A 25,560-nucleotide genomic window follows, 5' to 3' on the forward strand; every position below is an offset into this window, starting at 1 on the left:
ATGACCGAGATCACCGGCTTCGTTGCCACCTCCGACCAGGCGCTGCCGCTGCACGTGCTGGACCGGGCACAGTTCAAGGCATGGAATGCCGCCCAGTCGCCCGCGCTGCAGGCGTGGCTGCAGTCGCAGAATTTCACCGCCAGCGGCCACAGCGTGGCACTGCTGCCGGGCGAACACGGCATTGCCGGTGCGGTGATCGGGATCGGTGATGCAGGCGATGCGTACAGCTATGCCCATGCGCCGCACGCGCTGCCCGAAGGCACCGTGTGGAAGTTGGCCACCGCATTGGAACCGGCGCAGCAGGACCTGCTGCAGCTGGGCTGGGGACTGGGCAGTTACCGCTTCGACCGCTACAAGGCGCGCAATCGTGCACCGGCCCAGCTGCTGGCCAGCCCGTCGGCCGAGGTGGCCGCGCTGGTCGCCGCCAGCCTGCGCGTGCGCGACTGGGTCAACACGCCCACTGAAGACATGGGGCCGCAGCAGCTGGAAGACGCCGCGCGCGCACTGGCGGACGCACATGGCGCGCAGCTCGAGGCGATCACCGGTGAGGCACTGCTGGAGCAGGATTTCCCGGCCATCCACGCAGTGGGCCGTGCCTCGCACCGGGCGCCGCGGCTGATCGTGCTGCGCTGGGGCAAGGACACCGATCCGTCGCTCGTGCTGGTCGGCAAGGGCGTGTGCTTCGATACCGGCGGGCTGGACATCAAGCCGGCCGACGGCATGCGCAACATGAAGAAGGACATGGGCGGTGCGGCACATGCGCTGGCGCTGGCCGGGCTGGTGATGGCCCAGGCCCTGCCGGTGCGGCTGACGCTGCTGGTGCCAGCGGTGGAAAACGCGATCGGCCCGGATGCATTCCGTCCGGGCGAAGTGATCGCCACCCGCAAGGGCCTGAGCGTGGAGATCGACAACACCGACGCCGAAGGCCGGGTGATCCTGGGTGATGCCCTGACCTTCGCCAGTGAACAGCAGCCGGACCTGGTGCTGGACTTCGCCACCCTCACCGGCGCGGCACGCATCGCGCTGGGTCCGGACCTGCCGGCGCTGTTCAGCAACGATGACACGGTGGCCCAGCAGTGGCTGCAGGCGGGCGAACAGACCCGTGACCCGGTGTGGCGGATGCCGCTGTGGCGGCCGTACCTGCGTTACCTGCACAGCGGCATCGCCGACCTGGCCAATGCCGGTTCGCGGATGGGTGGCGCGGTCACCGCCGCGTTGTACCTGGAACGCTTCCTGGCCGACGGCCAGCGCTGGGCCCACCTGGACGTGTACGCCTGGAACGACGGCGAACGTCCCGGCCGCCCCGCCGGCGGCGAAGCCCTGGCCCTGCGCTCGGCCTGGGCCATGCTGAAAGCCCGCTACGCCTGACTCCTGAAAAAGGGGACGGAGGGGATTAAGTCGCGAGTGGCCAGACAGGGCCGTATGCGACTTAATCCCCTCCGTCCCCTTTTTTGCTTAGGATGTGGGCACCGCGCATTTTCATGCCAGGCAGGAACCGTCGATGCCCTTGTTCCGCTTCACCCGTAAAGGCGGCTTATCGCGCGGCCCACGGCCGCATTCGCCGCTGCCCTGGATCGCGCTGATTGCGTTGATCGTCGGCCTGATCGCGCTGGCCTTTGCATGGCTGGCCGGCTGGATTGGTCGTGATCGGCCCACGGCGCAGCGCTTCACCGACACCATCGAAGCCACCGGCCCGGCGCACCCTGGCTTCCGCCGCGCGCACAGCAAGGGCGTGTGTGTGAGTGGCTGGTTCGAACCCACGCCGCAGGGTGCGGCGCTGTCACGCGCCCAGGTGTTCCACCAGGCACGCGTGCCGGTGCTGGGGCGGCTGTCGATCGGTGGCGGCGATCCGCACGGGGCCGATGCGCAGGCACGGGTGCGCAGCATCGCCCTGCAGCTGGTCAGCGACAACGGGCAGGAGTGGCGGATGGCGATGAACAGCTTCCCCTTCTTCGCCGTGCCCAGCCCCGAGGCCTTCCTGGAACAGACCCAGGCGCAGCTGCCGGACCCGTCGACCGGAAAGCCGGACCCGGCGAAGATGGCCGCCGTGCTGGAGAAGTATCCCAGCGCGCGCGCCTTCCAGCAGTGGGCGAAGACCGCCCCGTGGACCACCAGCTGGGCCAACACGCAGTTCAACAGCGTCAACAGCTTCTGGTTCACCGCCGCCGACGGCACCCGCCAGGCGGTGCGCTGGAGCTGGGAGCCGCAGGCTGCGGTCGAGGTGCTGGACGAAACGGCGCGCGCCGATGCCGGACTGGACTACCTGGCCGACGAGTTCGCCACGCGGCTGGCCAGCGGGCCGGTGCGCTGGAACCTGGTGGTGACCCTGGCAGGACCCGGCGACGTGGTCGAAGACCCTTCGACCCCCTGGCCGGCCGGACGCGCCCGCGTGCAGGCCGGCGTGCTGTCGCTGGCGCATATGCAGCCGCAGGCCGGGGGGCCCTGCAATGACCTGAACTTCGATCCACTGATCCTGCCCGATGGAATCAGCGGCAGTGACGATGCGGTGCTGGCGGCACGCTCGGCGGTGTACTCGCATTCATTCAACCGCCGCGAACGCGAGACCGCGCGCGGCGAAGCCGGCGATGCGGCAGGGGTATCGAAATGAACGCGCCCAATCAAACGCCCGGCCATTTCAACCTGCTGGCCCGCGTGCTGCACTGGACGATGGCCGTGATGATCCTGGCGATGCTGTTCATCGGCGTGACCATGATGGCCTCGCTGCACCTGCGGCCGATCCTGGTGGACATCCACCGTCCGCTGGGCATCGCGATCGGGCTGCTGGTGCTGCTGCGCCTGTACAACCGCCTGCGCCACCGGCCACCGCCGCTGCCGGCCGACCTGCCATGGTGGCAGGCCCTGGCCGCGAAGGCGTCGCACTGGCTGCTGTATGCGTTGATGCTGGCGATGCCGCTGCTGGGCTGGTCGATGCTGTCCGCCGGCGGCTATGCGATCGTGCTGTGGAGCGGCTTCAACCTGCCCCCGATCGCACCGCATTCGGCAGCGCTGTATACCGCGCTGCGCAGTGCCCACAGCCTGCTGGCCTATGTGCTGTTCGCCACCGTGCTGATGCACCTGGGTGCTGCGCTGTACCACGCCTGGGTGCGCCGCGATGGCGTGTTCGAGTCGATGGCGAAGAAGTAACAGGCGCTACAGCCAGCCCTTCTGGCGGGCCAGCCGATAGGCTTCGATTCGGTTGGCCACGCCCAGCTTGCCGATGCATTCGGACAGGTAATTGCGCACCGTGCCGTGCGACAGGCCAAGCTCGGTGGCGATCTCGCCGGCCGTCTTTCCTTCGCCTGCCAGGCGCAGCACGCGGCGCTCGCGGTCGGTCAACGGATCGGCCTGCGACCAAGCGTCCAGTGCCAGTTGCGGGTCGATGGCGCGGGCACCCTGTTGCACGCGGCGCAGGGCATCGGCCAGATGGTCGGCCGGCGCGTCCTTCAGCAGGTAACCGAGCACGCCCGCGTCCAGGGCGCGGCGCAGGAAGCCGGTACGCGCGAAGGTAGTGACGATCACCACTTTGATCGGCAGTTGCTGCCGCGCGATCCGCTGCGCCAGTTCCAGCCCGGTCAGGCCGGGCATTTCGATGTCGGTGACCAGGATGTCCGGCCGCACCTGCTGCAGCAGTCGCCACGCCGCTTCGCCATCGGCTGCGGTGCCCAGCACCTCGATGTCCGGCTCCAGCCCCAGCAGCGCCGACAACGCGCCGCGCACCATGGCCTGGTCTTCGGCCAGTACGATCCGGATCATGGGGTTGCCTTCAACAGGCTCGCAGGCAATGGCTCCGGCGCCGGGTCCATCGGCGTCGATACGGCCGGCATCGGCACGCGCACCGTGATGCAGGTGCCGCCCTGTGGCAGCGGTTCCAGCTGCAGCGTACCGCGCAGTGCGGCGATGCGTTCGTGCATTCCGGCCAGGCCGTTGCCTTCGGTGATCACCCCGCCACGGCCGTTGTCGCGGACCTGCATCAGCAGGGTTTGGCCGTCGCGTTCGAAGTGCACCTGGGCGTTGCCCGCAAGCGCGTGGCGGGCGATGTTGGTCACCGCCTCCCGCAGCACCAGGGCCAGCGCGCGCTCGATCTCCAGCGGCATCGGCGGCGGTGGCTGGTAGTCCAGGTGGACCTGCTGGCATTCCAGCAGCAGCCGCGCCGAGGCAAGCTCACCGGCAAGGTCGCTGGAGCGGAAGCCGGTGACCGCACTGCGGACCTGCGCCAGCGCCTGCCGCGCGATGTCTTCGGCTTCGCCGATCTCCAGCCGTGCACGCGCATCGCCGCGGTCGTACAGCTTGCGCGACAGCTCCAGCTTCAACGTGATCAGCGACAGCGTGTGCCCGAGCAGGTCATGCAGGTCGCGGCCGATGCGCTCGCGCTCGGCCGTGGCCGCCAGCCGGCGCACCTCATCCTGTGACAGCTGCAGCTGCGCATCGCGGTCCTTGTTGACCGCCTCCATGTTCGATATCAGGCCGATCACCACCGACATGAAGGGAATCCAGACCAGATTCTGCCAGGCCCAGCCCGCAAGCCACGCGGTGCCGACATACACCGCGTTGAGCAGCAGCAACTGCAACAGATAGCGCCAGATGCTGCCGTTGCGGCACACGCGCAGCATCACGCAGCCGAACACGAAGTAGCTGATGCCGGACGGATACCACGGCACCAGCACCAGGCTCAGCGCGACCATCGCCAGCGCATAGCGCGGTGCATGGTGGCGCGGCGCCAGCATCGCGCGCGCGTACAGGAACAGGAAGGTGGGATAGCTGAGCAGTGTCAGCAGCGCCCAGCGCGCGGTATACCCGCCACCGAAGAGAGGGGTCAGGAACACCCACGAGGTCCACAGCAGGTGGATGTAATCACTCCAGCCGGACTGGCCGCGCCGCCGATGGTCGGCCGCTGCCGAATCCGGGGCGGGGCGCAGCAGGGTGGCGAACCTGTGGGCGGAGGCGTTGGACTGCAGCAGGCGGCGAGCGCGGGCGATCATGGATTCAGCCGATGCGGCGCAGGCGACGGGTCGCCAGCAGCGCGCCGATCACCGTCACCAGGACCAGCACCCCCACGTGCACCGGCATGCTGCCGCTGGCCGGCTCGTCGATGGTGTGCAACGCCAGCTGGGCCGCATGCCAGGTCGGCCAGAGCGGAGCGAGCCGGGTGAACACGTCCGGGAGCATCGACAGCGGTACCCACAGGCCCGACAGCAGCGCCAGGGGCAGATAGAACAGGTTCACCATCGCCGGCGCCGCATCGGCGCCGACATGGCTGCCGATCAGCAGGCCGACCGCGCCCAGCGGCAGTGCGACCAGCGCCGAGACGCCGATCAGGCCAGCCATCTGCGGTGGGGTCAGCACGACCTCGCCCACCACGTGCGCGGCGATGATCAGCAAGGCCGCCACGACCACGGCGAAGATCAGGGCCATCAGCAGCCGGGCCAGCATGGGGGCCAGCGGCGGAACCGGCAGGGCGCGCTTGAGGGTCAGCAGGCCACTGGCCCGGTCCATGGCCAGCTGTACGCCGAAACCGAACAGGGCAGGCCCCATGGCGCCGAAGATGCAGTAGGTAGCGAGCAGGTAGCGCCCCGCCTCGCCACGCCCCAACAGCACGCCGAACATCAGGTAGAACAGCACCGGGAACAGCAGACAGGGCAGCACGAACGCCGGCGTGCGCCAGGTGCGCCGCAGTTCGGCCTTCAACTCGGCGACGTACGGTGCGAGCCGTCGCGCCACCGGACGCCGCACTGCTTCGCTGTCGGCCCGGGGCAGGCTCATGCGGCCTCCCGGGTCATTTCAACGAACGCTTCGGCCAGTCCCCCACCGCGCACGTCCAGCTCGCGCAGCAGGGGATCTTCGGCAAGCAGGCGGGCCACCACCGCCTCGGCCGGTTCGGCCAGCAGCTGCAGGTGGTCGCCTTCGCGGCGGGCATCGATGACGCCCTCCCAACCGCGCACGTGGGCCACGTCCAGCCGGCTGCGGCATCGGATCCGCCGCGGAGCCAACTGCGGCCGGAACGTCGCCAGCGGGCCATCGGCCAGTACCTGCCCCCGTTCCATGACCACCACGCGCCCGGCGAGCGCTTCGGCTTCTTCCAGGTAATGGGTGGTCAGCACGATGCCGCATCCTTCCTGGCGCAGCGTCGCGATGGCGTCCCAGATGGCCTGCCGGGCCTCGATGTCCAGGCCGGTGGTCGGCTCATCAAGGAACAGCAGGCGCGGACCGCCGCACAAGGCGATGGCGAACTGCACGCGCCGCTGCTGGCCGCCAGACAGCGCGCCGTAGGGCCGCTCCCGCAGGTCCTGGACACCTGCGATGGCAAGGCATTCGGCCAGCGGGCGAGGCCGCGGGTAGCTGGCCTGGAACTGCTCCACCAGCTCACCGACCCGCAGTTTCGGCGGCAGCGCGGTGCTCTGCAGCATCACCCCGACCTGCTCGCGCTGGGCACGGTGTTGCGGGTCGCCACCGAGCAGCTGCACCTGTCCGCTGTCCGGCCGCCGCAGACCAAGCAGCACCGCGATGGCCGTGCTCTTGCCGGCGCCGTTGCGACCGAGCAGGGCCAGCACTTCGCTTCCCTGTACCTGCAGGCTGACTCCAGCCAGCGCCTGCACGTTGCGATATCGCACGTGCACCTGGTCAAGGACCGCAAGCGGAGGGGCATCGAGGTGCATCGCGGAACTCCCGGGAAAGAGGTGGCCAGTGTGCGGCAGGTCGCAGCGTACACGCACTGGCGCACGTCAGCTGCAGAGGGTGACAGCTGTCACTGCCCGTTTCCGGTACCGGGCGTGCATCCTTGCCGAAGCCGGCACCCGGTTTGCCCCCGGTCGGTGTTGGGGTCACACTCCGCTCGATCCATCGTCATGGTCCCTATGAACGCCTCTGCTGAACTGTTGAAGGAACTTCGCATCGACCGCAAGACGCCGCCGCCCCCGCCGGGCAGCCGCCGCTGGCTGTGGATCGTCATCATCGTGGTGGTGCTGTTCGCCGCCGCCATCGCGGCATGGCGGCTGCGTCCGCAGGCCATCGAAGTGCAGACCGCGCCGGCGGTGGCACTGGGCGAGGCAGGCAGCAGCGCATCGGTGCTGGATGCCAGCGGCTACGTGGTGGCCCGGCGCATGGCGACCGTTTCGGCCAAGATCACCGGCAAGGTGCGCGAAGTCATGATCGAAGAAGGCATGCGGGTCGAAGAAGGCCAGGTCATGGCCACGCTGGACCCGATCGATGCCGGCGCCCAGCGCGATCTCTACGCTTCGCAGGTGCAGGCCGCGCGCAGCCAGGTCGCCGGCCTGCAGGCCCAGCTCACCCAGGCCGATGCCGAGGCCACCCGGCTGCAGGCGCTGGTCGGCCAGCAGCTGGTATCGCGCTCGCAGTTCGACCAGGCCGTGGCCCAGCGTGACAGCCTGCGGGCGCAGCTGGATACCGCCCGGCGCAACGTGCAGGTGGCCGGCAACCAACTCGCGATCGCCGACCTGGGCGTGGACAACAACATCGTCCGCGCCCCGTTCTCCGGCGTGGTCACCGCCAAGGCCGCACAGCCGGGCGAGATCGTCTCGCCGCTGTCGGCCGGCGGCGGCTTCACCCGCACCGGCATCGGCACCATCGTGGATATGGAGTCGCTGGAGATCGAAGTCGATGTCGGCGAGGCGTTCATCGGCCGTGTACAGCCGAAGATGCCGGTGGAAGCCACGCTCAACGCCTATCCCGACTGGAAAATCCCGGCCGAGGTGATCGCCATCGTTCCCACCGCCGACCGCGGCAAGGCCACGGTGAAGGTGCGCGTGGCGATCAAGACCCGCGACCCGCGCATCGTGCCGGAAATGGGCGTGCGGGTGAGCTTCCTGGAACAGGCCAAGGCCGATGCAGCGGCAAAGCCGCAGGGCGTGCGGGTGCCGGCCAATGCCGTGGTGGAACGCGAGGGTGGCAGCGTGGTGTTCGTGCTGGTGGACGATGCCGTGCAGCAGCGCAGCGTGGAGCCAGGCCTGGCGTTGAATGCGGATCGACAACTGCTGCAGGGCGTCCGCCCGGGTGAGCTTGTGGTGACCAGCCCGCCAGATACGTTGGGCGATGGCAGCAAGGTGAAGGAACAACCGTAGGTTTTCTGTCTGACGGCCAGCGGCCGTCGCTACCGCACTCGGAGAATCGGCATGTCGACCCTGGTTTCATTGCGCAGCATCACCAAGACCTACCAGCGGGGCCCGGAGCAGGTGAAGGTGCTGCACGGCATCGACCTGGACATCGAAAAAGGCGATTTCGTGGCGTTGATGGGGCCCTCCGGTTCCGGCAAGACCACCCTGCTGAACCTGATCGGTGGACTGGATTCGCCCAGCGGCGGCGAGATCACCATCGAAGGCGAGCGCATCGACCAGATGAGCGGCGGCCAGCTGTCCACCTGGCGCAGCCACCATGTCGGCTTCGTGTTCCAGTTCTACAACCTGATGCCGATGCTGACCGCGCAGAAGAACGTCGAACTGCCGCTGCTGTTGACCCACCTGGGTGCTGCGCAGCGCAAGCGCAACGCAGAGATCGCGCTGACCCTGGTCGGCCTGGCCGACCGCCGCAGCCACCGGCCCAACGAACTGTCCGGCGGCCAGCAGCAGCGCGTGGCAATCGCCCGCGCGATTGTTTCCGATCCCACCTTCCTGATCTGCGATGAACCGACCGGCGACCTGGACCGCCAGTCCGCCGAAGAGATCCTGCAGTTGTTGCAGCAGCTCAACCGCGAACACGGCAAGACCATCATCATGGTGACCCACGACCCGAAGGCCGCCGAGTACGCGACCCATACGGTGCACCTGGACAAGGGCGAACTTGCCGACGCGCCACTGGCGCACTGACCGAGGGCACGGCGATGAAATATTTCTCCCTGGTCTGGGCGCAGCTGTTCCGCAGCCGCACCCGCACCCTGCTGACCCTGCTGTCGGTGGTGGCGGCGTTCCTGCTGTTCGGCATGCTCGATTCGGTGCGCGTGGCGTTCATGTCCGGTGGCAGCGTGGAAGGCGCCAACCGGCTGATCACCGCCTCGCGGCTGTCGATCACCCAGTCGCTGCCGATCCGCCTGGAAGCGCAGATCCGCCAGGTGGCCGGCGTGCGCGACGTGACCTACGGCATGTGGTTCGGCGGCATCTACCGCGACCCCAAGGACTTCTTCCCGAACTTCTCGGTAGCACCGAACTACTTCGACGTCTACGGCGAACTCGAGGTCGCCCCGGACCAGCTCAAGCGCTGGCAGGACACCCGCACCGGTGCCATCGTCGGCGAATCGCTGGCCAAGGATTTCGGCTGGAAGATCGGCGACACCATCCCGTTGCAGGCCACCATCTTCCCGCGCGGGGGCAGCAACGACTGGCCGCTGGAAATGGTCGGCACGTTCCGCTCCAAGGACCGTGCAGTGGCCGGGAACGAGGAGCGGCAGTTGATGATGAACTGGAAGTACTTCGATGAGTCCAACGACTACATCAAGAACCGGGTCAGCTGGTACACCATCACCCTGGACAACCCTGACCATGCCTCGCGGGTGGCCCAGGCCATCGACGCGATATCGGCCAACTCCGACCACGAAACCAAGACCCAGACCGAATCGGCGTTCCAGCAGGCCTTCGTCAAGCAGTTCGCGGACATCGGCATGATCGTCACCTCGATCATGGGCGCGGTGTTCTTCACCCTGCTGCTGCTGACCGGCAACACCATGGCCCAGGCGGTGCGCGAACGCATCCCGGAACTGGCCACGCTGAAGACGCTCGGCTTCCAGGACCGTACCGTACTGGCCCTGGTGATGGTGGAATCGATCCTGCTGGTGGGGCTGGGTGGTGCGATCGGCATGGGCCTGGCGGCGACCATCCTGCCGGTGCTGGCACCGCAGACACGCGGCCTGCTGCCACCGCATGTGCCGACCACCACCTGGCTGGTGGGCATTGGACTGATCATCGTGATCGGCATCGTGGTCGGACTGCTGCCGGCGTTGCGCGCCAAGCGGCTGAAGATCGTCGACGCCCTGGCCGGACGCTGAGGACCCGCACATGAAGAACACACTGAAGAAGTGGCTGCTCAACGGCGCGATGCTGGTGGTGCTGGCGGTGGGCCTGGCGGGATGGATCTGGCTGCCGTGGCAGGGCGTGCTGATCGTGGCGGTGCTGGTCGCGCTGTGGCTGGTGCTGACCCGCGGCGGACGGCTGGCGTTGGCCGCCACCCGCATCGGTATCGCCAGCCTGCCGCAACGCTGGGGCGCCTCGTCGGTGATCGTGGTCGGCATCGCCGGCGTGGTGGGCGTGCTGGTGGCGATGCTGGCGATGGGCGCAGGTTTCCAGTCCACGCTCAACAGCACCGGCGATGACACCACCGCGATCGTGCTGCGCGGTGGCTCGCAGGCTGAGACCAACTCGGTGATCACCCGCGACCAGATTCCGTTGTTGTCCACCCTGCCCGGCGTGGCACGCGACGAAAGGGGCCGCGCGCTGCTGTCGGCCGAACTGTCGCAGGTGGTCAACCTGGTGTCCCGCTCCGACGGCACCGATGTCAACGCGCAGTTCCGGGGCGTCGGCGAAATGGCGTGGGCGGTGCATGATCGTGTACGCATCATCGAAGGCCGCAAGTTCGCCACCGGCAAGCGTGAGATGGTGGTGGGCCAGGGCGCGAAGACCCAGTTCCGCGACATGGACGTGGGCAGCACGCTGACCCTGGGCAACCAGGCATGGACGGTGGTCGGCGTGTTCGCTTCCGGCGATGCGCACGATTCGGAGCTGTGGACCGACGTGGATACGCTGGCCACCACCTACCAGCGCGACTCGCTGCAATCGGTGACGGTGCGCACCGACGGCAAGCCGGGCTTCGAGCAGTTCAAGGCTGCCGTCGCCGGCGACCCGCGCCTGAAGCTGGAGGTGGAAACAACGCGGCTGTACTACAGCAAGCAGGGTGGCGGGCTGACCACGCTGATCAACATCCTGGGCAAGGTCATCGGCACCATCATGGCCATCGGCGCCGTGTTCGGTGCGCTCAACACCATGTATGCCGCCGTGGCCACGCGGGCGCGCGAGATCGCCACGATGCGCGCGATCGGCTTCCGCGGATTGCCGGTGGTGACCGCGGTGATGCTGGAGACGATGCTGCTGGCGTTGCTGGGTGGGCTGCTGGGCTGCGCGATCGCCTGGCTGCTGTTCAACGGCTACAGCGTGTCCACCATCGGCAGCAATTTCAGCGCGGTGGTGTTCAAGTTCCACGTCTCCCCGGAACTGCTGTGGAGCGGGCTGAAGTGGGCGCTGGGCATCGGCCTGGTCGGTGGCCTGTTCCCCGCCCTGCGCGCCGCCCGCCTGCCGATCACCACCGCCCTGCGCGAGGTCTGACTAGCGGCGGGCGCGGCGCAGGCCGTCGAAGACGAACAGGCCCAGGCCGATCCAGATCGCGATGAAACCGGTGGCGCGCGCGCCATCGAAGGGTTCGTTGAAGAAGAACACGCCCAGCACCAGGCCCAGGCTGGGCGCGATGAACTGCAATACGCCCACGGTGGACAGGGCGATGCGCTTCACGCCGTAGGCGAAGCCGATCAACGGTGCGGCGGTGACCACGCCGCCGAAGATCAGCAGCAGGTCGTTGCGCCAGCCCCAGCCCCCGAAGAAGGCGCCGCCGTGGCCGTTCTCGCTCCACAGCGCGAAGCCCAGCGCGGGCAGGAACAGGTACAGGCTTTCCACCGCCAGGCCGGCCACCGGATCGACCGATACCAGTTTGCGCAACAGGCCGTACAACCCGAACGAGCCGGCCAGCCCCAGCGCGATCCACGGCGGTGCACCGGCCTGCCACGTGAGCCAGCCCACGCCGGCCGCCGCGCAGGCCACCGCCAGCCACTGCAGGCGACGCAGGCGTTCCTTCAGCACCACCACGCCCAGTACCACGCTGACCAGCGGATTGATGAAGTAGCCCAGGCTGGTATCGATCACGTGGCCGGCGTTGATCGCCCAGATGTACAGGCCCCAGTTGAACGCGATGGCCAGGCTGCTCACTGCCAGCGTGGCCAGCGCACGCGGCTGCGCGGCGATCGCTTTCCACCACTGCAGGCGGCTGCTCAGCAGCAGCCAGCCCACTACCAACACCGTGCTCCAGATGATGCGGTGGGCGATAATCTGGAACGAAGGCACTTCGCGCAGGAGGTGCCAGTAGACCGGCACCAGTCCCCACAGCACGAAGGTGAAGGCGGTGACGGCAAAGCCACGGCGCTGTTCCTGCTCCTGCTCGCTGGTGAGTACCGCGCTCACTTGCGCGTCCTCGCCAGAGCCAGCACCAGCACGCCGGCCAGGATCACCGCCATCGCCACCAGGTCGCGCCAGCCGAAGTGTTCGCCATTGAGCAGTACGCCGAGCAGCACGGCAATCACCGGATTGACGTAGGCATAGCTGCCGGCCAGCGCGGGGCGCACGTTGTGCAGCAGCCACACGTACGCGGTGAAGGCCACGATCGAGCCGAACACGCACAGGTAAGCCACCGCCAGCAGGCCGTCCAGGCTCGGCAGCGCGGTCGGCCGCTCGCCCACCGCCAGCCCGGTGATGACCAGCAGGATGCCGCCGCAGATCATCTGCCCGGCAGCGGTCATGAACGGTCCCGGCAAATCCTGGCCACGTACCCAGACCGAGCCGAACGCCCAGCCGACCGGTGCCACCAGCAACAGCACCAGACCGGTCGGCGAGGCCGCCAGGCTGCTGCCTGCGTTGAGCCAGACCACGCCGAGGAAGCCGATGGCAATGCCCAGCCATTCGCCGCGGCTGGCATGCTGGCCGCGCACCGCCGAGAACAGCGCCATCCACAACGGCACCGAGGCCACCGCGGTGGCGGCCAGGCCTGAGGACACGTCACGTTCGGCCAGTACCACCATGCCGTTGCCCAGCAGCAGCATGGTGAAGCCCATGATGGTCAGGTTGCGCCACTGCCGCAGGGTCGGCCGCGGCATCTTCCTGAACAGCCGAAGCACCGCGTACATCAGGCTGCCGGCGATGATGAAGCGCGCACCGGAGACCGAGGTCAGCGGCAGCACGCCGGCCTGCAGCGCCTTGGCGATGCCCAGGTAGGTAGAGCCCCAGACCACGTAGACCAGCAGCAACGCCAGGGCGACGGCACCGGGACGCGGTGCGGCGGGGGATTCAGGAACGACGGCCATGGGCCACCAGGGTGCGGGGGAACGAGGATTCTAGGCCTTTGCGGCGACCGGGAGCAGTCAGGAACGCGGCATGCTGTTTTCGGCGCGCGGCGCATGCTGGCGCCGCGTCTCCAGCGGAGCGCGGACAAGGCCTATATCATCCTCCCCGCCCCTGCCGACGAACTGCTTGCCGGCGCCTACCCAGGAACTCCCGACGATGCAGGATGAATTCAACGACCCGCTCTGGCGCCAGGTGCTGTCCGGCGCGCAGATGCTGTTCGTGGCCTTCGGCGCGCTGGTGCTGATGCCGCTGATCACCGGGCTGGACCCGAACGTGGCGCTGTTCACCGCCGGGCTGGGCACGCTGCTGTTCCAGTTGATGACCGGCCGCCAGGTGCCGGTGTTCCTGGCTTCCAGCTTCGCCTTCATCACCCCGATCATCCTCGCCAAGCAGCAGTTCGGCCTGGCTGAAACCATGGGCGGGGTGATGGCTGCTGGTTTCGTCTACACCTTCCTGGGCGCGGCGGTGAAGATCAAGGGCACCGGTTTCATCGACCGGCTGCTGCCGCCGGTGGTGATCGGCCCGGTGATCATCTCGATCGGCCTGGCGATGGCGCCGATCGCCGCCAACATGGCCATGGGCAAGGACGCCGATGGGGCGCAGCTGATTCCGTACCAGACAGCCATGCTGATTTCGATGCCGGCCCTGTTGACCACGCTGGTGGTGGCGGTGTTCGGCCGTGGCATGTTCCGGCTGCTGCCGATCATGTTCGGCGTGTTGGTGGGTTTCGGGCTGTCCTTCGCATTCGGCGTGGTCGATGTCGCGCGCATCGCGGCGGCACCGTGGTTTGCCTTGCCACAGTTCACCGCCCCGGCGTTCAACTGGCAGGCGATCCTGTTCATCGTGCCGGTCGCGCTGGCACCGGCAATCGAACACATCGGCGGGGTGATCGCCGTCGGCAGCGTCACCGGGCGCGACTACCTGAAAAAGCCCGGCCTGCACCGCACTCTGTTCGGCGATGGCGTGGCGACCACCGCGGCGGGACTGTTCGGTGGGCCGCCCAACACCACCTATGCCGAAGTCACCGGGGCGGTGATGCTGACGAAGAACTACAACCCGAAGATCATGACCTGGGCGGCGGTCTTCGCCATCAGCCTGGCCTTCATCGGCAAGTTTGGTGCGCTGCTGCAGAGCATCCCGGTACCGGTGATGGGCGGCATCCTGTGTTTGCTGTTCGGCTCCATCGCCGCGGTCGGCATGAACACCCTGATCCGACACCGGATCGACCTGGGCGAAGCCCGCAACCTGGTGATCGTGTCGGTAACGCTGGTGTTCGGTATCGGCGGCGTACTGGTCGGCAGCGGCACCGGTCCGGATGACTTCGGCCTGAAGGGCATCGCGCTGTGCGCGGTGGTGGCGATCGCGTTGAACCTGCTGCTGCCGGGTAACGATCACTGGAAGCAGCCGGGTCCGCCGGTGGTTTGAGGCTGCGGGGGAAGGCGTGACGACCAACGGTCGTCACCCACCAAATGACAATGCCGAATCACGCCATCAAGGCGATCTCAGCGGCGTGCCGCTTCGCTGGCGTCGCGCGCCTTGCGGAACTCCGAGCCTTCTTCCCACTGCGGCCAGCTGCGGCCGTTGGCCAGCTCCAAGCCGAGGTCATAGACCAGCAATGTATCGGCAGCGTGGCCGGCCGGGTCCCAGCTCGGGGTCCACGCGTCGCAGGCCTGGTGGTAGCAGTCCTTGAAGTATTTCTCGCGCAGCGCACGGCCGGCTTCGATGCCACCGTCCAGCTTGTCCAGCCCCGGACCGATGGTGATCGCCGGTACACCCAGGCGGGCGAACGCGAAGTGGTCGGCACGGTAGAAGAAGCCCGCTTCAAGGTTCGGATCCGGGCTGTAGCCGCGGCCCCGGGCCTTTGCCACACGCTCCAGGTCGCCTTCCAGCGATACCCGGCCCTTGCCCCACGAGGCGATGTCACGGGTCGCGCCATCCGGGCTGAACATCTCGATGTTCAGCACTGCGGCCGTCTTTTCCAGCGGTGCCAGCGGGTGCCTGGCGTAGTAGCTGGCGCCGAGCAGTCCCTTCTCTTCAGCGGTCAGCGCAACGAAGTACAGCGAACGCTGCGGCTGCGGGCCGGCGGCGAAGACGCGGCCCAGTTCCAGCACCGTGGCCACGCCGGTGGCGTTGTCGATGGCGCCGCGTCGCACGCGGTCGCCCTTCGCATCAGGCTCGCCGATGCCGAACGCATCCCAGTGGGCAGAGAAGATCACCGCCTCGTCGCCGTGCTCGCCCCCGGGCAGCTTGGCCACCACGTTGCGGGTGACCACCTCTTCACGCTTGAGCTTGAAGGCGGCACTCAGGCGGGCGTTGTCCAGCGGCACCGGCTTGAAATCGGCGCGCTGCGCCTTGCGCTTTTCCGCTTCGAAATCCAGTCCGGCATCGGCGAAGATCGCCTCGGCCAAGGAACGCTGCATCCACCCGCGCAGCGGCGTGTGCTGGGCCATGGCTTCGTCCTGGCTGCGCTGGATGTCGAACAGCGGCGAGGTGCCCGAACTCTTCACCGTGGCCCAGCCATAGGCCGCCGGCGCGGTCTCGTGCACGATCAGCACGCCTTCGGCGCCGCGGCGCGCGGCCTCTTCGAACTTGTAGGTCCAGCGGCCGTAGTAGGTCACCGCCTTGCCATCGAACGCGCCGGGCGCGTCGGTCTCGAAGTCGGCGTCGTTGATCAGCACCACCGCGATCTTGCCGCGCAGGTCGATGTCTTTGTAGTCGTTCCAGTTGCGCTCCGGCGCGTCGATGCCGTAGCCGATGAACACCAGCGGCGCATCCTTGATCTGTACCCGCGCGCGCGGCTGCAGGCTCTGCAGGGTCACGTCCCCGCCGTTGGCGAGGGTGCGCTTGCCGCCCTTCAGCGACAGCGTGGCGGTGGCCGCGCCGTCCAGCTGCGCGCGCACCAGCGGCACCGGTTGCACCCAGCTGCCGTCCACGCCGCCCGGCTGCAGGCCGTAACTGCGGAACTGCTCGATCAGGTACTGCACCGTGCGCTCTTCGCCCGCGCTGGCCGGTGCGCGGCCTTCGAATTCGTCCGAAGCCAGCACGCGCACGTGCCGCGACAGCGCCTGCGGATCGATGCCGCCGCCGGGAAGATCATTGGCCGCATTTGCAAGGCCACCGACGAACAGGCAGGACGACAACAACAGCACGCGCATCGGGTTCACGGATCACCGGGGGACAAGGAAACAGGGATGCTCCGAGTGTACGTGACAGCGCGATGACGCGGAATGATCAGCGCCGTCCGCGGTCCAGCCAGCACCCCAGGCCCTGCGCATTGAGCTCGATGTCCATCGCCAGCACCGCGGCTACCGCGTCCTGGTCCAGCGCACAGCCATGCGCCAGCGCGCGTTCCAGATACAGCGCGCGCAATGCTGCTAGCAGATGGCGATGGCGGTCGGGGCGGCCGTCGCACTGGCGCCCGATCGCCACCATCGCATCGATCTGCTCGAACAGGTCCGCAGCGCGCGCTTCCACCGCTTCCACCCGCCCGTAGTGGGTGAGGTACATGGCGGCGGGCTGGTAAGCCAGCACCCGGCGGATGGAATCCTTCAACGGCTCGGGATCGAACTGGACCGGCGAAGACGTGGGGATGATGAACGCCCCCTGCGCACTGTCCAGTTCGCGGTAGGACAGACCGAAGGTATCGCCGGTGAACCAGCTGCGGCTACGCGCGTCCCACACGCAATAGTGGTGCTGCGCATGGCCGGGCGTGTGCATCAGCAACAGCTCGCGCCCGGCCAGGTCGATGCGCTGGCCATCTTCGGCCACCACCACGCGCTCGGCCGGGATCGGCTCGATGCGACCATAGCTGCGCGCGATTTCTTCCTCGCCGTATACCGCCGTGGCGCCGGCGATCAGCCGTGCGGGATCGATCATGTGCGGCGCGCCGCGCGGATGCAGCACGGCACGCGCATTGGGCAGGTGCTGCATCAGCGTGCCGGCGCCGCCGGCGTGATCCAGATGCACGTGGGTCAGCAGCAGCCAGTCCACCGCCTGTGGCTCCAGCCCGGCATCGGCCAAGGCCTGCAGCATCGCCGGTACCGCCAGCGAGGTGCCGCAGTCGATGAAGGCGCCACGGCCGTTCTCCACCACCAGGTAGGCCGCGTCGAAGTCGGCGCGCTGGAATCCGGTATCGATGGTGTGGATGCTGGGATCGGCGGTCATCGACGCGCACCTGGCAGGTTCAAGGACAGACGCCCATGGTAGGCGCGCGGGCGAAGGCGTTCGATGCGGCTTTGGTCGAGGGCCGCGTCAGGGCGCGCGCAGCAGCCAGCGCGGGCGGAGCAGCAGCGCGGCCACCATCACCGCCAGGAAGGCGCCGTAGGCATACAGCACCGCCAGCACCTGCGGCCAGATAGGGCCGGCATCGGGCTGGGCCTGGCCCAACTGGAAACCCCAGTGCATGGAAAGCACGCTCAACACCAGGGCAAGCAGCAGCGCGGCCGCATCGAAGGCACGCCGCCGCGCGCAACGCGGCTGGCGTGGGTAGCACCAGAACAGCCCGCCGAGCAGCATGAACCAAGGCAGGAACAGCAGCAGCGACAACCAGGCCATCAGCAGATCCTCGGTTGAAAGGGCGCGTGCGTTATCCGGCGTCGCGCAGGGTTGCCAGCGCGGCCAGCACGGCGTCCACTTCGGCTTCCAGCGTAAACAGTTCGCTCTGCAGCGCATCGCCCTGCTCGGCCTGCTTGAGCACGGCGATCAGCTGCCCGGCGTCGCGCGGTGAATCAAAGCCCGCACTCTGCACCAGCAACGTGCCTTCGCCGTCGGTGAGCTTGAAGTAGAACCGGCCGTCCTTCTCGCGGTACTGCTTGAACACCGGCGGCGCGCTGCGGGCCAGTTCGGCCGCGGCGGCCTTCGGCACGTCGGCCAGGTCGCGCAGGCCTACCGCATGGCGCAGCTCCTTCAGCAGCGGCACCGCGTACTGTTCGCGCAACTGCTGGCCACGCCGGCGCAGCAGCGCTTCGATCTTCTCCGGTTCGGCCATCAGCGCTTCGTAGCGCTCGCGCAGCGGCGACAGTTCGGCATCGATGCGCTCGAACAACTGCTGCTTGGCATCGCCCCAGCCGATGCCCTCGGCGAAGGCCCTGGCAAAGCCGGCGGTCTGTTCCGGCGTGGCGAACGCCTGGTACATCTGGAACAGGGCCGAGCCTTCGGTATCCTTCGGCTCACCCGGCGCACGCGAATCGGTCAGGATGGAGAACACCAGCTTTTTCAGCTCTTCGCGCGGGGCGAACAACGGAATGGTGTTGCTGTAGCTCTTGCTCATCTTGCGGCCATCCAGGCCTGCCAGCGTAGCGACCTGCTCGTCGATCACCACCTCCGGCAGCGGGAAGTACTCCTTGCCGTAGACATGATTGAAGCGCTGGCCGAAGTCGCGTGCCATCTCGATGTGCTGGATCTGGTCACGTCCCACCGGCACCCGGTTGGCCTTGAAGATCAGGATGTCGGCGGCCATCAGCACCGGGTACATGAACAGCCCGGCGCTCACGCCGGCGTCCGGGTCCAGCCCCTCGGCCTCGTTCTTGTCGATTGCCGCCTTGTAGGCATGCGCACGGTTGAGGATGCCCTTGCTGGCGACCACGGTCAGGAACCACATCAGTTCGTTGGTTTCCGGGATGTCGCTCTGCCGGTAGAACCACACCTGTTCCGGATCCAGCCCGCAGGCCAGCCAGCTGGCGGCGATTTCCAGCGTGGAACGCTGGGTGCGCGCCGGCTCCTGCGCCTTGATCAGGCTGTGCAGGTCGGCCAGGAAGAAGAAGCTCTCGATGCCCTGTGCACGGCTGGCCGCAATGGCGGGGCGGATGGCGCCGACATAGTTGCCCAGGTGCGGGGTGCCGGAGGGGGTGATGCCGGTAAGGACTCGGGTGGTCATGACTGCTCGATGGGAAACCTTCGGTGAACGGCTGCAGTTTACCCTTGCTGGCGCAACCCCGTCGGCCCTGTTCGGGCGTTTGAGCTGAGGACCCCGCCATGGAGAACCCGGATGAAGCGCCTGTTGCTGCCCCTGTTGAGCGTTGCCCTGCTGGCCGGCTTCAGGCCGGCGCCGCCGATGATCACCCCACCCTCCTCGCGGATAGCGGGTGGACCCGTGTTCCTGACCCTGCTGGACCGCGAGACCGGCGGGCTGCTGCCGCAGTACGCGCACGACGGCCAACGCTGGACACCGGGCGAGCGTGGACACCGGTACAGCGTGCGCCTGCGCAATGCCAGCCCACAGCGCGTGCTGGTGGTGCTGTCGGTGGATGGCATCAACGCGGTCAGCGGCGAGCAGGCCACTCCCGACCAGACCGGCTACGTGCTCAACCCCTGGCAGACCACCGACATCGCCGGCTGGCGGAAGTCCAACGATGAAGTGGCGCAGTTCGTCTTCAGCAGCCCGCGCGACAGTTATGCCGAACTTACCGGACGCGGTGACAACCTGGGCGTGGTCGGCATCGCGGTGTTCAACGAAGCCAATGCCGTGCGCTGGGAGCATCGGCCGGCCACGCCGCCGCGCCGCGCGGCGCCTGCCCCGGCCGCGACCCAGGATGCCGCCAAGAGTGAGTCACGGGTGATGGCCGAATCCACGCCGGCGCCGGCGCAACGGCTGGGCACGGGACATGGCGAACGCGAGGCCTCATCGGTCCGCAACACCGCCTTCGAGCGCGCCACGGCCGACCCGGCCCAGGTTACCCAGCTTCGCTACGACAGTGCGCGCAACCTGCGCGCGCGTGGGATCGTTATCGATCGTCCCGCGCGGGTCACCGAGCGCGGGCCGCAGGCATTCCCCGATCAGTACGTGCCCGACCCACCGCGACGCTGAGCCTGGATCACCCATAAAAAAACGGGCCGCGAAGGCCCGTTTTCTACCGGTTTCAACCGCCCGACTTACTTGAAGTCCGGGTAGTCCTTGCGCAGCGAGGAATCGAACTCCTTGACCTGCCTGTCAGCTTCGTCGCGGGCGATGCCGTAACGTTCCTGCACGCGGCCGGCCAAGTACTCCGCGTTACCTTCGGCAACATCGAAGTCGTCATCGGTAAGCTTGCCCCACTGCACCTGGGCCTTGCCCTTGAGCTGGGTCCACTTGCCGGAAATGATGTCTTTGTTCATGTGCGTTGGCCTCTTGATGAAGTGCGTCATGTGTTACCGCACCTGCAGAATGCCGCATCGAACGTTGGGGGGCAGTCAAGCAAAGATGAAACGTATGCTCACCTCGTTGAACGGACTCCGTCGCCGCACCGAAACAAAAAAGGCCGGGAAATCCCGGCCTTTCATCACTGAAACGCTTGCGCGGATCAGTTGCCGCGGGCGGCGTCTTCGACCTTCTCGCCAGCACCCTGCACGTCCTTGCCGGCACCGGCAACGGTATTGCAGCCGGCCAGCATGGCGACCGAGAACATCGACAGCAGCATCAGGGAAATTACACGCTTCATAGGGACTCTCCAGTTTGATTTAAAAAACCACCGCGGCCGCGGTGCAGACGGCGGGAAAGCCGTTGATCAGCACTTGCCGTCTTTGCAGTCCTGCGCCGTGTCGTGGACGGCCTCGCCTGCTCCCTGCATGTCCTTGCCAGCTCCGGCAACGGTATTGCAGGCAGTCAGCGAACCAGCAGCACACAGCGCCAGCAACAGTACGGAAAGAATGCGTTTCATCGACTTCTCCTTCTCAGGTCACGGCGCCCGGAACGACCCGGGCGTGCCGCGTGAAGTGCAATCTGGCGCGCGGCGCGTGGAGCGAGTGTGAACGAGCAGTTGATCGGTTCATGTGGGCCAGCGGGACGCCGCAACTGGACCTCAATCGCGCATCAGCGTGGACTTCCCGAACAGGCTCTCCACCAGGTCCACCGCCAGCTTCGCAGTAGAGTTCTGGTTGTCCAGCAGCGGGTTGAGTTCGACGATGTCCAGCGACCCCATGCGCCCGCTGTCGGCGATCATCTCCATCACCAGCTGCGCCTCGCGGTAGTTCACCCCGCCCGGCACTGTCGTGCCCACCCCGGGGGCGATGCTGGGGTCGAGGAAATCGACGTCGAAGCTGACGTGCAGGTGGGTGTTGTCGTCGATTCCGGCGAGTGCGGCTTCCATGGTGCGCTTCATGCCGGCCTCGTCGATGTAGCGCATGTCATACACGTCCACGCGGTGGGTCTTGATCAGCCGTTTCTCTTCCGGATCCACCGAGCGGATGCCGATCTGGCGCACCTGCGAAGGCAGAATCGCCGGGGCATCACCGCCGAGCCGGGTCAGTGCATCCGGACCAAGCCCGCACAGGCAGGCCACCGGCATGCCGTGGACGTTGCCGGACGGAGTGACATCGCTGGTGTTGAAATCCGAGTGCGCGTCCAGCCACAACAGGCGCAGCTGCTTGCCCTGTTCGCGGCACCAGCGCGCCACGGCGGTAACCGAACCGACGCCCAGGCAATGGTCACCGCCGAGCATGATCGGCATTCGACCGGCGCGCAGCTCGGCCAGGCTGGCCTCCATCAGCACGCGGTTCCATTCCACCACCTCGTCCAGATGCCGGTAGCCCTGCACCGGCGCGGTCCACGGGTTGCGCGGTCCATCCAGGTTGCCCAGGTCACGCACGTCCACGCCGCGGGCGATCAGTGCTTCGGCCAGGCCGGCAATGCGCAGGGCTTCGGGGCCCAGGCGTGCACCGCGATCACCGGCCCCGATATCGGTAGGCACGCCAATCAGCGAGACGGGTTGATGCGACATGGAAACCTCGTTCTGGACAAAAGAAGCAGTCTAGCCAGCGCGCCCCGGGTGTACTCGCGGCGGTGCAGCAGGCGCGATGCCCGACGTCTGCGGCCCACCGATCTGGGGCGATGGAATTCCATGGCCGTCAAACACTTGACACGCCCGCAAGGTGAAGATCCATTAGGAAAACGGTCAGATATACTGTGCTACGGTTCACACTTTCAACCCTCCGCGGTTGATAGAAAAGCATCGCCATGGGTCGTACCGACCCAGGTTCCAGGGGGAAACCAGTGCAGCGCAGTGCCATCAACCAGATCGTTCGCAGCGCGACCGGCGAAAGCCTGCCCGCGCGCCATCTTTACGATGCGTCCCGTATCGAACACATCTTTCGCCAGGCGCGCGAACGCGAGCCGGGCCTGACCCTGCTGCTGCTGTCCACCGCCGATGGCCGCGCGGTGGCCGAGGATTCGGTGCTGGGCGTAGACGGTCGTCGCTTGGCCGCGATGGCCAACTCCTTCCTCACGCTGGGTGAAACGGTATCGCGCGAGTTGTCGCTCAGCGAAGCCGAACACGCCACCGTGTGCACCCGCCAAGGCAACGTCGTGCTCATCCGCGTCAACGCGGACAAGCCGATGACGCTCACCGCCGTCGCGGCGGTGGAGGTCAACCTGGCCGTGCTGCTGTTCCATGCGCGCGAATGCGCCGCCAAGCTGGAAACCGCGCTGCGCACCCGCGCTGCCTGACCGTACCGCCTCCGTTTTTCACCTTGCAGGCCTTGCTGGCCTGTTTCCCTCTGCACGACCCAAGAAAGGACGACTGTGTCTAAGCTCAACCTGGAAAACCTCAATACGCTCGCCGGCTTCGTCGGTGCGGCGCTCGTCGACAGCGACAGCGGCATGGCGTTGGCCATGACCGGTGGCGGCGACATCAATCTGGAACTGGCTGCGGCCGGCAATACCGAAGTGGTACGCGCCAAGCGTCGCGTCGCCCAGCAGCTGGGCCTGTCGGACACGCTGGAAGACATCCTGATCACGCTGAGCACGCAGTACCACCTGATCCGCCCGCTGGAAAGCAACCCGATGCTGTTCCTGTACGTGGCGCTGGACCGCAGCCGTTCGAACCTGGCGATGGCGCGTCACGAACTGAAGTCCTTCGAAAAGACGCTGGACTTCAGCTGAGCCGCGCTCGCCCCACGCCCGCCGTCGTTGCCTGACGCGGGCGTGGCGGGCGACCTGCACTGACCGCCCATGAACACACCGATACGACATTTCCGGGTCGCCCACGCCGGGCTGGACCTGCTGCACGCTACCCGGCTGAAACTGGCCTGCTCGCTGTTGCTGGCCGAACGCATGGATATCCATCTGCAGCCGTGGAACGGCGAGCAGGCCGAGCTGCTGGTGGTGGGTGGCGATCCGTCGGCCATGGCCGTCCTGCAGCAGCAGGCACGCACCCAGGGCGTGGCGACGCTGCGCATCGTGCGTGGCGCAACGGCTGCGACGGGCGTGCTGCCGCACGGCGCCAGCGTGCGTGACATCAACCAGGAACTGGCTGCGCTGCTGGGCGGCACGGCCGAGGCGGCTGACCAGGCGCCGGATCGTGCGACGCCGCAGGGCACGCCGCTGCTGCTGCGCGCGATGCAGTCGGCCGATGATGCCAGCCTGTACCTGCTGCAGCGCGGCGCTACGCGCGTGGTGGTGGATACCGCAACGCGCAGCCTTGCGTTGCCGGTTGGTGCGTCCCTGTCGGAGATCGTGCCGCTGCTGGATGACCTCACCTGGTCGTCGACGCCGCTGGACATGGACATCTTCCAGCATCAGTACGTGTACCTGCTGCCGCGCCGCCATTCGTTCGAATCGCTGTATTTCTGCATCGCGCGTCATCGCCCGCAGCTGCTGCCGGCGGTCGCCGCGGGCACCTCCCTGCAGCTGCTGCATTGGCCCGACCTGGACCACCGCGACGTGCCCGCCAGCTGGCTGCTGCCCATCGCACGCCTGCACGCCGCGTCGTGGACCAGCACCGCGCTGGCCGCAGCCAGCGGATTGCCGCACGATACCGTGCAATTCCTTTTCTCGGCTGCTGCCAGCAGCGGCCTTGCCAAGCACCAGGAGAACGCCGTGCCCCCATCAGCGCGCCCCGCGGGCCTTCGCGACTCACGGTTCCTGACCTGGGTCGCACGACGATTCGGACTGGACCTGCAGGCGGGTCGCGCATGAGCGGTCTGGCCAACAAACTGGTGTTCGTCGGCGGCATGGGCGCGGGCAAGACCACCGCGGTGCGCGCGATTTCCGATGTCGAACCGATCAGCACTGAAATGCCGCTGAGCGAGGACGCCACCGCCGACAAGGTGGAAACCACGGTGGCGCTGGATTACAGCTCGATCGAACTGGACGACGGCGAACTGCTACACCTGTACGGCGTGCCGGGACAGCGCTACCTGGATTTCATGTGGCCGATGGTGTGCGAAGGCGCGCTCGGGGTGATCGTGCTGGTCAGCGCCGGATCACCCGACCCGGTCGCCACCACGCTGGAACTGCTGCAGGAGTTTTCCCGGATCGCGCCCGATGCCAGCCTGGCGGTCGGCGTCACCCGCACCGACGAGCACCCGCAGCTGTTGATTCCCACCGTGCGCGATGCCCTGTTTGCTGCCGGCTTCCGCATTCCGGTCCTGCGCGTTGATGCACGCTCGGCCGCGCAGGTGACCTTCCTGGTGCGCTCGCTGCTGTCGCACCGCTACGCCGATTCCTGATCACGGTGCGCCGTCGCCTGCGGAGGCGGCGGCTGGGCATTGAAAGATGGTGCCGCTTATCCGAATCGAACGGATGACCTACTGTTTACAAGACAGTTGCTCTACCAACTGAGCTAAAGCGGCACGGGGTACGACGCGTTCGTGGCCAGGCCGCGAAGCACGGCGATTCTACCGCAGACCAGCGCAGTCCAGCGAGCGCTGTTGCGCCGCCCCGCTGCGCTGGCGCAGGCCGGGATCGGTCTTGCCATCGGCCAGCGCGCCCTGCAGCCACCACGTGGAGGCGCCTTCGCCACCACTGAGCTGGGCCTGGAATCCGGCCGCGCGCAGTGCCGCCAGCCGGCGCTCGGCCCCTTCGCGATTGCGGTACTGGCCCAGCGCGATGGCGTTGGCGTCAGGTCCCTGGCCAATCACGTAGTAGTCGCTCAGGCCGGCGGCGATGATCCGCTGCACGGTGGCCTGGGCCGCTTCGCGGTTCTCTGCCGGCGGCATCATCACCCGGTAGCGCGAGGTCGCGCCGGGCGTTGATTGTTCGCGCAGGCGCGTTCGGGTCAGTGCCGCACCGACCTTGGCCAGGGCGCCTTGGGCGGCGGCCTGGTCCGCGAACGGACCCAGCGCGACGCAACGCTCGGGCGCTGCGGGGGCGGGCACGGTTTCCGGCGCGGGTGCAGGCGGTGCCACCGCCGCGGCTGCCACCGGGGCAGGACGCGCTTCGGCCACGACGGGCGCTTCGGCGGACGGTGACGCGGCCACCGCCGCGGCAGGTTCGGCAGCGGTGGGCGTGGTATCGGTCAGCGGCGCGGTGGACGCCGTCGGCGAGGGCGCCGTCACCGGGGCGGCCGCATCCACCAACTGCAGTTCGGCCACGCCGGAAGGTGGCTTCACATCCGGCACAACCGGCTCACCGCGCAGCATCCACCACAGGGCGACGCTCACGTTGAGCAACACGAGGAACACGATCAGGGCACGGGTCAGCATCTGC

At 67.6% G+C, this 25,560-nt stretch carries 28 protein-coding genes and 1 tRNA gene; 13 read left to right on the forward strand and 16 right to left on the reverse strand.

Annotated elements, in window-relative coordinates; translation table 11 throughout:
• The 3 genes from SOM47_RS16245 (at position 1) to SOM47_RS16255 (ending at position 3,144) form a co-directional block, all read left to right on the forward strand.
• Positions 1-1,368, forward strand: a complete 1,368-nt coding sequence (locus SOM47_RS16245; protein ID WP_192084638.1) for a leucyl aminopeptidase family protein — start codon at positions 1-3, stop codon at positions 1,366-1,368.
• Positions 1,369-1,501: 133 nt separating this feature from the next.
• Positions 1,502-2,608 (forward strand): catalase family peroxidase, encoded by a 1,107-nt coding sequence (locus SOM47_RS16250; protein ID WP_042613314.1) that lies wholly within the window; start codon positions 1,502-1,504, stop codon positions 2,606-2,608.
• Complete coding sequence (locus SOM47_RS16255; RefSeq protein ID WP_042613313.1) at positions 2,605-3,144, forward strand: cytochrome b; 540 nt, start codon at positions 2,605-2,607, stop codon at positions 3,142-3,144. Before SOM47_RS16250 ends, SOM47_RS16255 begins: the two co-directional genes overlap by 4 nt.
• Before the next feature lie 6 nt (positions 3,145-3,150).
• Here the strand turns inward: SOM47_RS16255 and SOM47_RS16260 are convergent, their stop codons facing one another.
• From SOM47_RS16260 to SOM47_RS16275, 4 genes are read right to left on the reverse strand one after another with little or no spacing between them, the layout of a single operon-like run.
• Positions 3,151-3,753, reverse strand: a complete 603-nt coding sequence (locus SOM47_RS16260; protein WP_042613312.1) for a response regulator transcription factor — start codon at positions 3,751-3,753, stop codon at positions 3,151-3,153.
• The gene (locus SOM47_RS16265) at positions 3,750-4,979 is read right to left on the reverse strand and encodes a sensor histidine kinase (protein ID WP_320506164.1); all 1,230 of its coding nucleotides are present in this window, start codon (positions 4,977-4,979) and stop codon (positions 3,750-3,752) included. Before SOM47_RS16265 ends, SOM47_RS16260 begins: the two co-directional genes overlap by 4 nt.
• 4 nt (positions 4,980-4,983) lie before the next feature.
• Entirely contained in the window at positions 4,984-5,760 is a 777-nt protein-coding gene (locus SOM47_RS16270; RefSeq protein WP_320506165.1) for an ABC transporter permease, read from the reverse strand.
• Positions 5,757-6,653 carry an ABC transporter ATP-binding protein gene (locus SOM47_RS16275; protein WP_042613309.1) on the reverse strand — a complete coding sequence of 299 codons (897 nt, stop codon included), beginning with the start codon at positions 6,651-6,653 and terminating at the stop codon, positions 5,757-5,759. Before SOM47_RS16275 ends, SOM47_RS16270 begins: the two co-directional genes overlap by 4 nt.
• 198 nt (positions 6,654-6,851) lie before the next feature.
• On the opposite strand from SOM47_RS16275, the gene SOM47_RS16280 reads away from it, so the two are divergent.
• Genes SOM47_RS16280 through SOM47_RS16295 form a run of 4 tightly spaced genes read left to right on the forward strand, consistent with a single transcriptional unit; the run spans position 6,852 to position 11,318 of the window.
• Positions 6,852-8,075 (forward strand): efflux RND transporter periplasmic adaptor subunit, encoded by a 1,224-nt coding sequence (locus tag SOM47_RS16280; RefSeq protein ID WP_320506166.1) that lies wholly within the window; start codon positions 6,852-6,854, stop codon positions 8,073-8,075.
• A 51-nt stretch (positions 8,076-8,126) separates the two neighbouring features.
• Positions 8,127-8,816, forward strand: coding sequence for an ABC transporter ATP-binding protein (locus tag SOM47_RS16285; protein ID WP_042613307.1), 690 nt, complete (start codon positions 8,127-8,129; stop codon positions 8,814-8,816).
• 14 nt (positions 8,817-8,830) lie between these two features.
• Positions 8,831-9,988 (forward strand): ABC transporter permease, encoded by a 1,158-nt coding sequence (locus SOM47_RS16290; RefSeq protein WP_042613306.1) that lies wholly within the window; start codon positions 8,831-8,833, stop codon positions 9,986-9,988.
• A 10-nt stretch (positions 9,989-9,998) separates the two neighbouring features.
• Positions 9,999-11,318 (forward strand): ABC transporter permease, encoded by a 1,320-nt coding sequence (locus SOM47_RS16295; RefSeq protein WP_042613305.1) that lies wholly within the window; start codon positions 9,999-10,001, stop codon positions 11,316-11,318.
• Here SOM47_RS16295 and rarD read toward each other — a convergent pair whose 3' ends face one another.
• Positions 11,319-12,224 carry an EamA family transporter RarD gene (gene rarD / locus SOM47_RS16300; RefSeq protein ID WP_042613304.1) on the reverse strand — a complete coding sequence of 302 codons (906 nt, stop codon included), beginning with the start codon at positions 12,222-12,224 and terminating at the stop codon, positions 11,319-11,321. It lies immediately after the preceding gene.
• Positions 12,221-13,120 (reverse strand): drug/metabolite exporter YedA, encoded by a 900-nt coding sequence (gene yedA / locus SOM47_RS16305; RefSeq protein ID WP_042613303.1) that lies wholly within the window; start codon positions 13,118-13,120, stop codon positions 12,221-12,223. Before yedA ends, rarD begins: the two co-directional genes overlap by 4 nt.
• 196 nt (positions 13,121-13,316) lie before the next feature.
• On the opposite strand from yedA, the gene SOM47_RS16310 reads away from it, so the two are divergent.
• Positions 13,317-14,585, forward strand: a complete 1,269-nt coding sequence (locus SOM47_RS16310; RefSeq protein ID WP_320506167.1) for a uracil-xanthine permease family protein — start codon at positions 13,317-13,319, stop codon at positions 14,583-14,585.
• Positions 14,586-14,662: 77 nt separating this feature from the next.
• On the opposite strand, the gene SOM47_RS16315 is transcribed toward SOM47_RS16310, so the two are convergent.
• From SOM47_RS16315 to SOM47_RS16330, 4 genes are all read right to left on the reverse strand, one after another.
• Positions 14,663-16,315: a M28 family metallopeptidase gene (locus SOM47_RS16315; RefSeq protein ID WP_320506230.1), complete on the reverse strand. Its 1,653-nt coding sequence runs from the start codon at positions 16,313-16,315 to the stop codon at positions 14,663-14,665.
• Between the two features lie 76 nt (positions 16,316-16,391).
• Positions 16,392-17,324 carry an MBL fold metallo-hydrolase gene (locus SOM47_RS16320; protein ID WP_320506168.1) on the reverse strand — a complete coding sequence of 311 codons (933 nt, stop codon included), beginning with the start codon at positions 17,322-17,324 and terminating at the stop codon, positions 16,392-16,394.
• Positions 17,325-17,411: 87 nt separating this feature from the next.
• On the reverse strand, positions 17,412-17,714 hold the full coding sequence (locus SOM47_RS16325; protein WP_320506169.1) for a hypothetical protein: 303 nt from the start codon (positions 17,712-17,714) through the stop codon (positions 17,412-17,414).
• A gap of 31 nt (positions 17,715-17,745) precedes the next feature.
• Positions 17,746-19,035 (reverse strand): tryptophan--tRNA ligase, encoded by a 1,290-nt coding sequence (locus tag SOM47_RS16330; protein ID WP_182656455.1) that lies wholly within the window; start codon positions 19,033-19,035, stop codon positions 17,746-17,748.
• A 111-nt stretch (positions 19,036-19,146) separates the two neighbouring features.
• On the opposite strand from SOM47_RS16330, the gene SOM47_RS16335 reads away from it, so the two are divergent.
• Complete coding sequence (locus SOM47_RS16335) at positions 19,147-19,965, forward strand: hypothetical protein (RefSeq protein WP_042613762.1); 819 nt, start codon at positions 19,147-19,149, stop codon at positions 19,963-19,965.
• A 65-nt stretch (positions 19,966-20,030) separates the two neighbouring features.
• On the opposite strand, the gene SOM47_RS16340 is transcribed toward SOM47_RS16335, so the two are convergent.
• The 4 genes from SOM47_RS16340 to rocF all read right to left on the reverse strand — a co-directional run bounded on the left by SOM47_RS16340 (position 20,031) and on the right by rocF (position 21,853).
• Positions 20,031-20,252, reverse strand: coding sequence for a CsbD family protein (locus tag SOM47_RS16340; protein WP_042613761.1), 222 nt, complete (start codon positions 20,250-20,252; stop codon positions 20,031-20,033).
• A 185-nt stretch (positions 20,253-20,437) separates the two neighbouring features.
• The gene (locus SOM47_RS16345; protein ID WP_042613760.1) at positions 20,438-20,575 is read right to left on the reverse strand and encodes an entericidin A/B family lipoprotein; all 138 of its coding nucleotides are present in this window, start codon (positions 20,573-20,575) and stop codon (positions 20,438-20,440) included.
• Between the two features lie 66 nt (positions 20,576-20,641).
• Positions 20,642-20,794, reverse strand: a complete 153-nt coding sequence (locus tag SOM47_RS16350) for an entericidin A/B family lipoprotein (protein ID WP_192084657.1) — start codon at positions 20,792-20,794, stop codon at positions 20,642-20,644.
• A 141-nt stretch (positions 20,795-20,935) separates the two neighbouring features.
• Positions 20,936-21,853 carry an arginase gene (gene rocF, locus SOM47_RS16355; RefSeq protein ID WP_042613758.1) on the reverse strand — a complete coding sequence of 306 codons (918 nt, stop codon included), beginning with the start codon at positions 21,851-21,853 and terminating at the stop codon, positions 20,936-20,938.
• 236 nt (positions 21,854-22,089) lie between these two features.
• Between rocF and SOM47_RS16360 the strand changes: the two genes are divergently transcribed.
• The 4 genes from SOM47_RS16360 to SOM47_RS16375 all read left to right on the forward strand — a co-directional run bounded on the left by SOM47_RS16360 (position 22,090) and on the right by SOM47_RS16375 (position 24,581).
• Complete coding sequence (locus SOM47_RS16360; RefSeq protein ID WP_042613757.1) at positions 22,090-22,578, forward strand: roadblock/LC7 domain-containing protein; 489 nt, start codon at positions 22,090-22,092, stop codon at positions 22,576-22,578.
• A gap of 75 nt (positions 22,579-22,653) precedes the next feature.
• Complete coding sequence (locus tag SOM47_RS16365; RefSeq protein WP_042613756.1) at positions 22,654-23,013, forward strand: roadblock/LC7 domain-containing protein; 360 nt, start codon at positions 22,654-22,656, stop codon at positions 23,011-23,013.
• Between the two features lie 69 nt (positions 23,014-23,082).
• Entirely contained in the window at positions 23,083-24,048 is a 966-nt protein-coding gene (locus tag SOM47_RS16370) for a hypothetical protein (RefSeq protein WP_320506170.1), read from the forward strand.
• Entirely contained in the window at positions 24,045-24,581 is a 537-nt protein-coding gene (locus tag SOM47_RS16375) for a GTP-binding protein (protein WP_320506171.1), read from the forward strand. The genes SOM47_RS16370 and SOM47_RS16375 overlap by 4 nt, the downstream gene beginning before the upstream one ends.
• Before the next feature lie 47 nt (positions 24,582-24,628).
• On the opposite strand, the gene SOM47_RS16380 is transcribed toward SOM47_RS16375, so the two are convergent.
• Both SOM47_RS16380 and SOM47_RS16385 read right to left on the reverse strand, forming a co-directional pair.
• Positions 24,629-24,704, reverse strand: a tRNA-Thr gene (locus SOM47_RS16380).
• Positions 24,705-24,749: 45 nt separating this feature from the next.
• Positions 24,750-25,556, reverse strand: a complete 807-nt coding sequence (locus tag SOM47_RS16385) for an SPOR domain-containing protein (RefSeq protein WP_320506172.1) — start codon at positions 25,554-25,556, stop codon at positions 24,750-24,752.
• Positions 25,557-25,560: the final 4 nt, after the last annotated feature.

Source organism: Stenotrophomonas sp. CFBP8980, assembly GCF_034046095.1.
GTDB lineage: Bacteria > Pseudomonadota > Gammaproteobacteria > Xanthomonadales > Xanthomonadaceae > Stenotrophomonas > Stenotrophomonas lacuserhaii.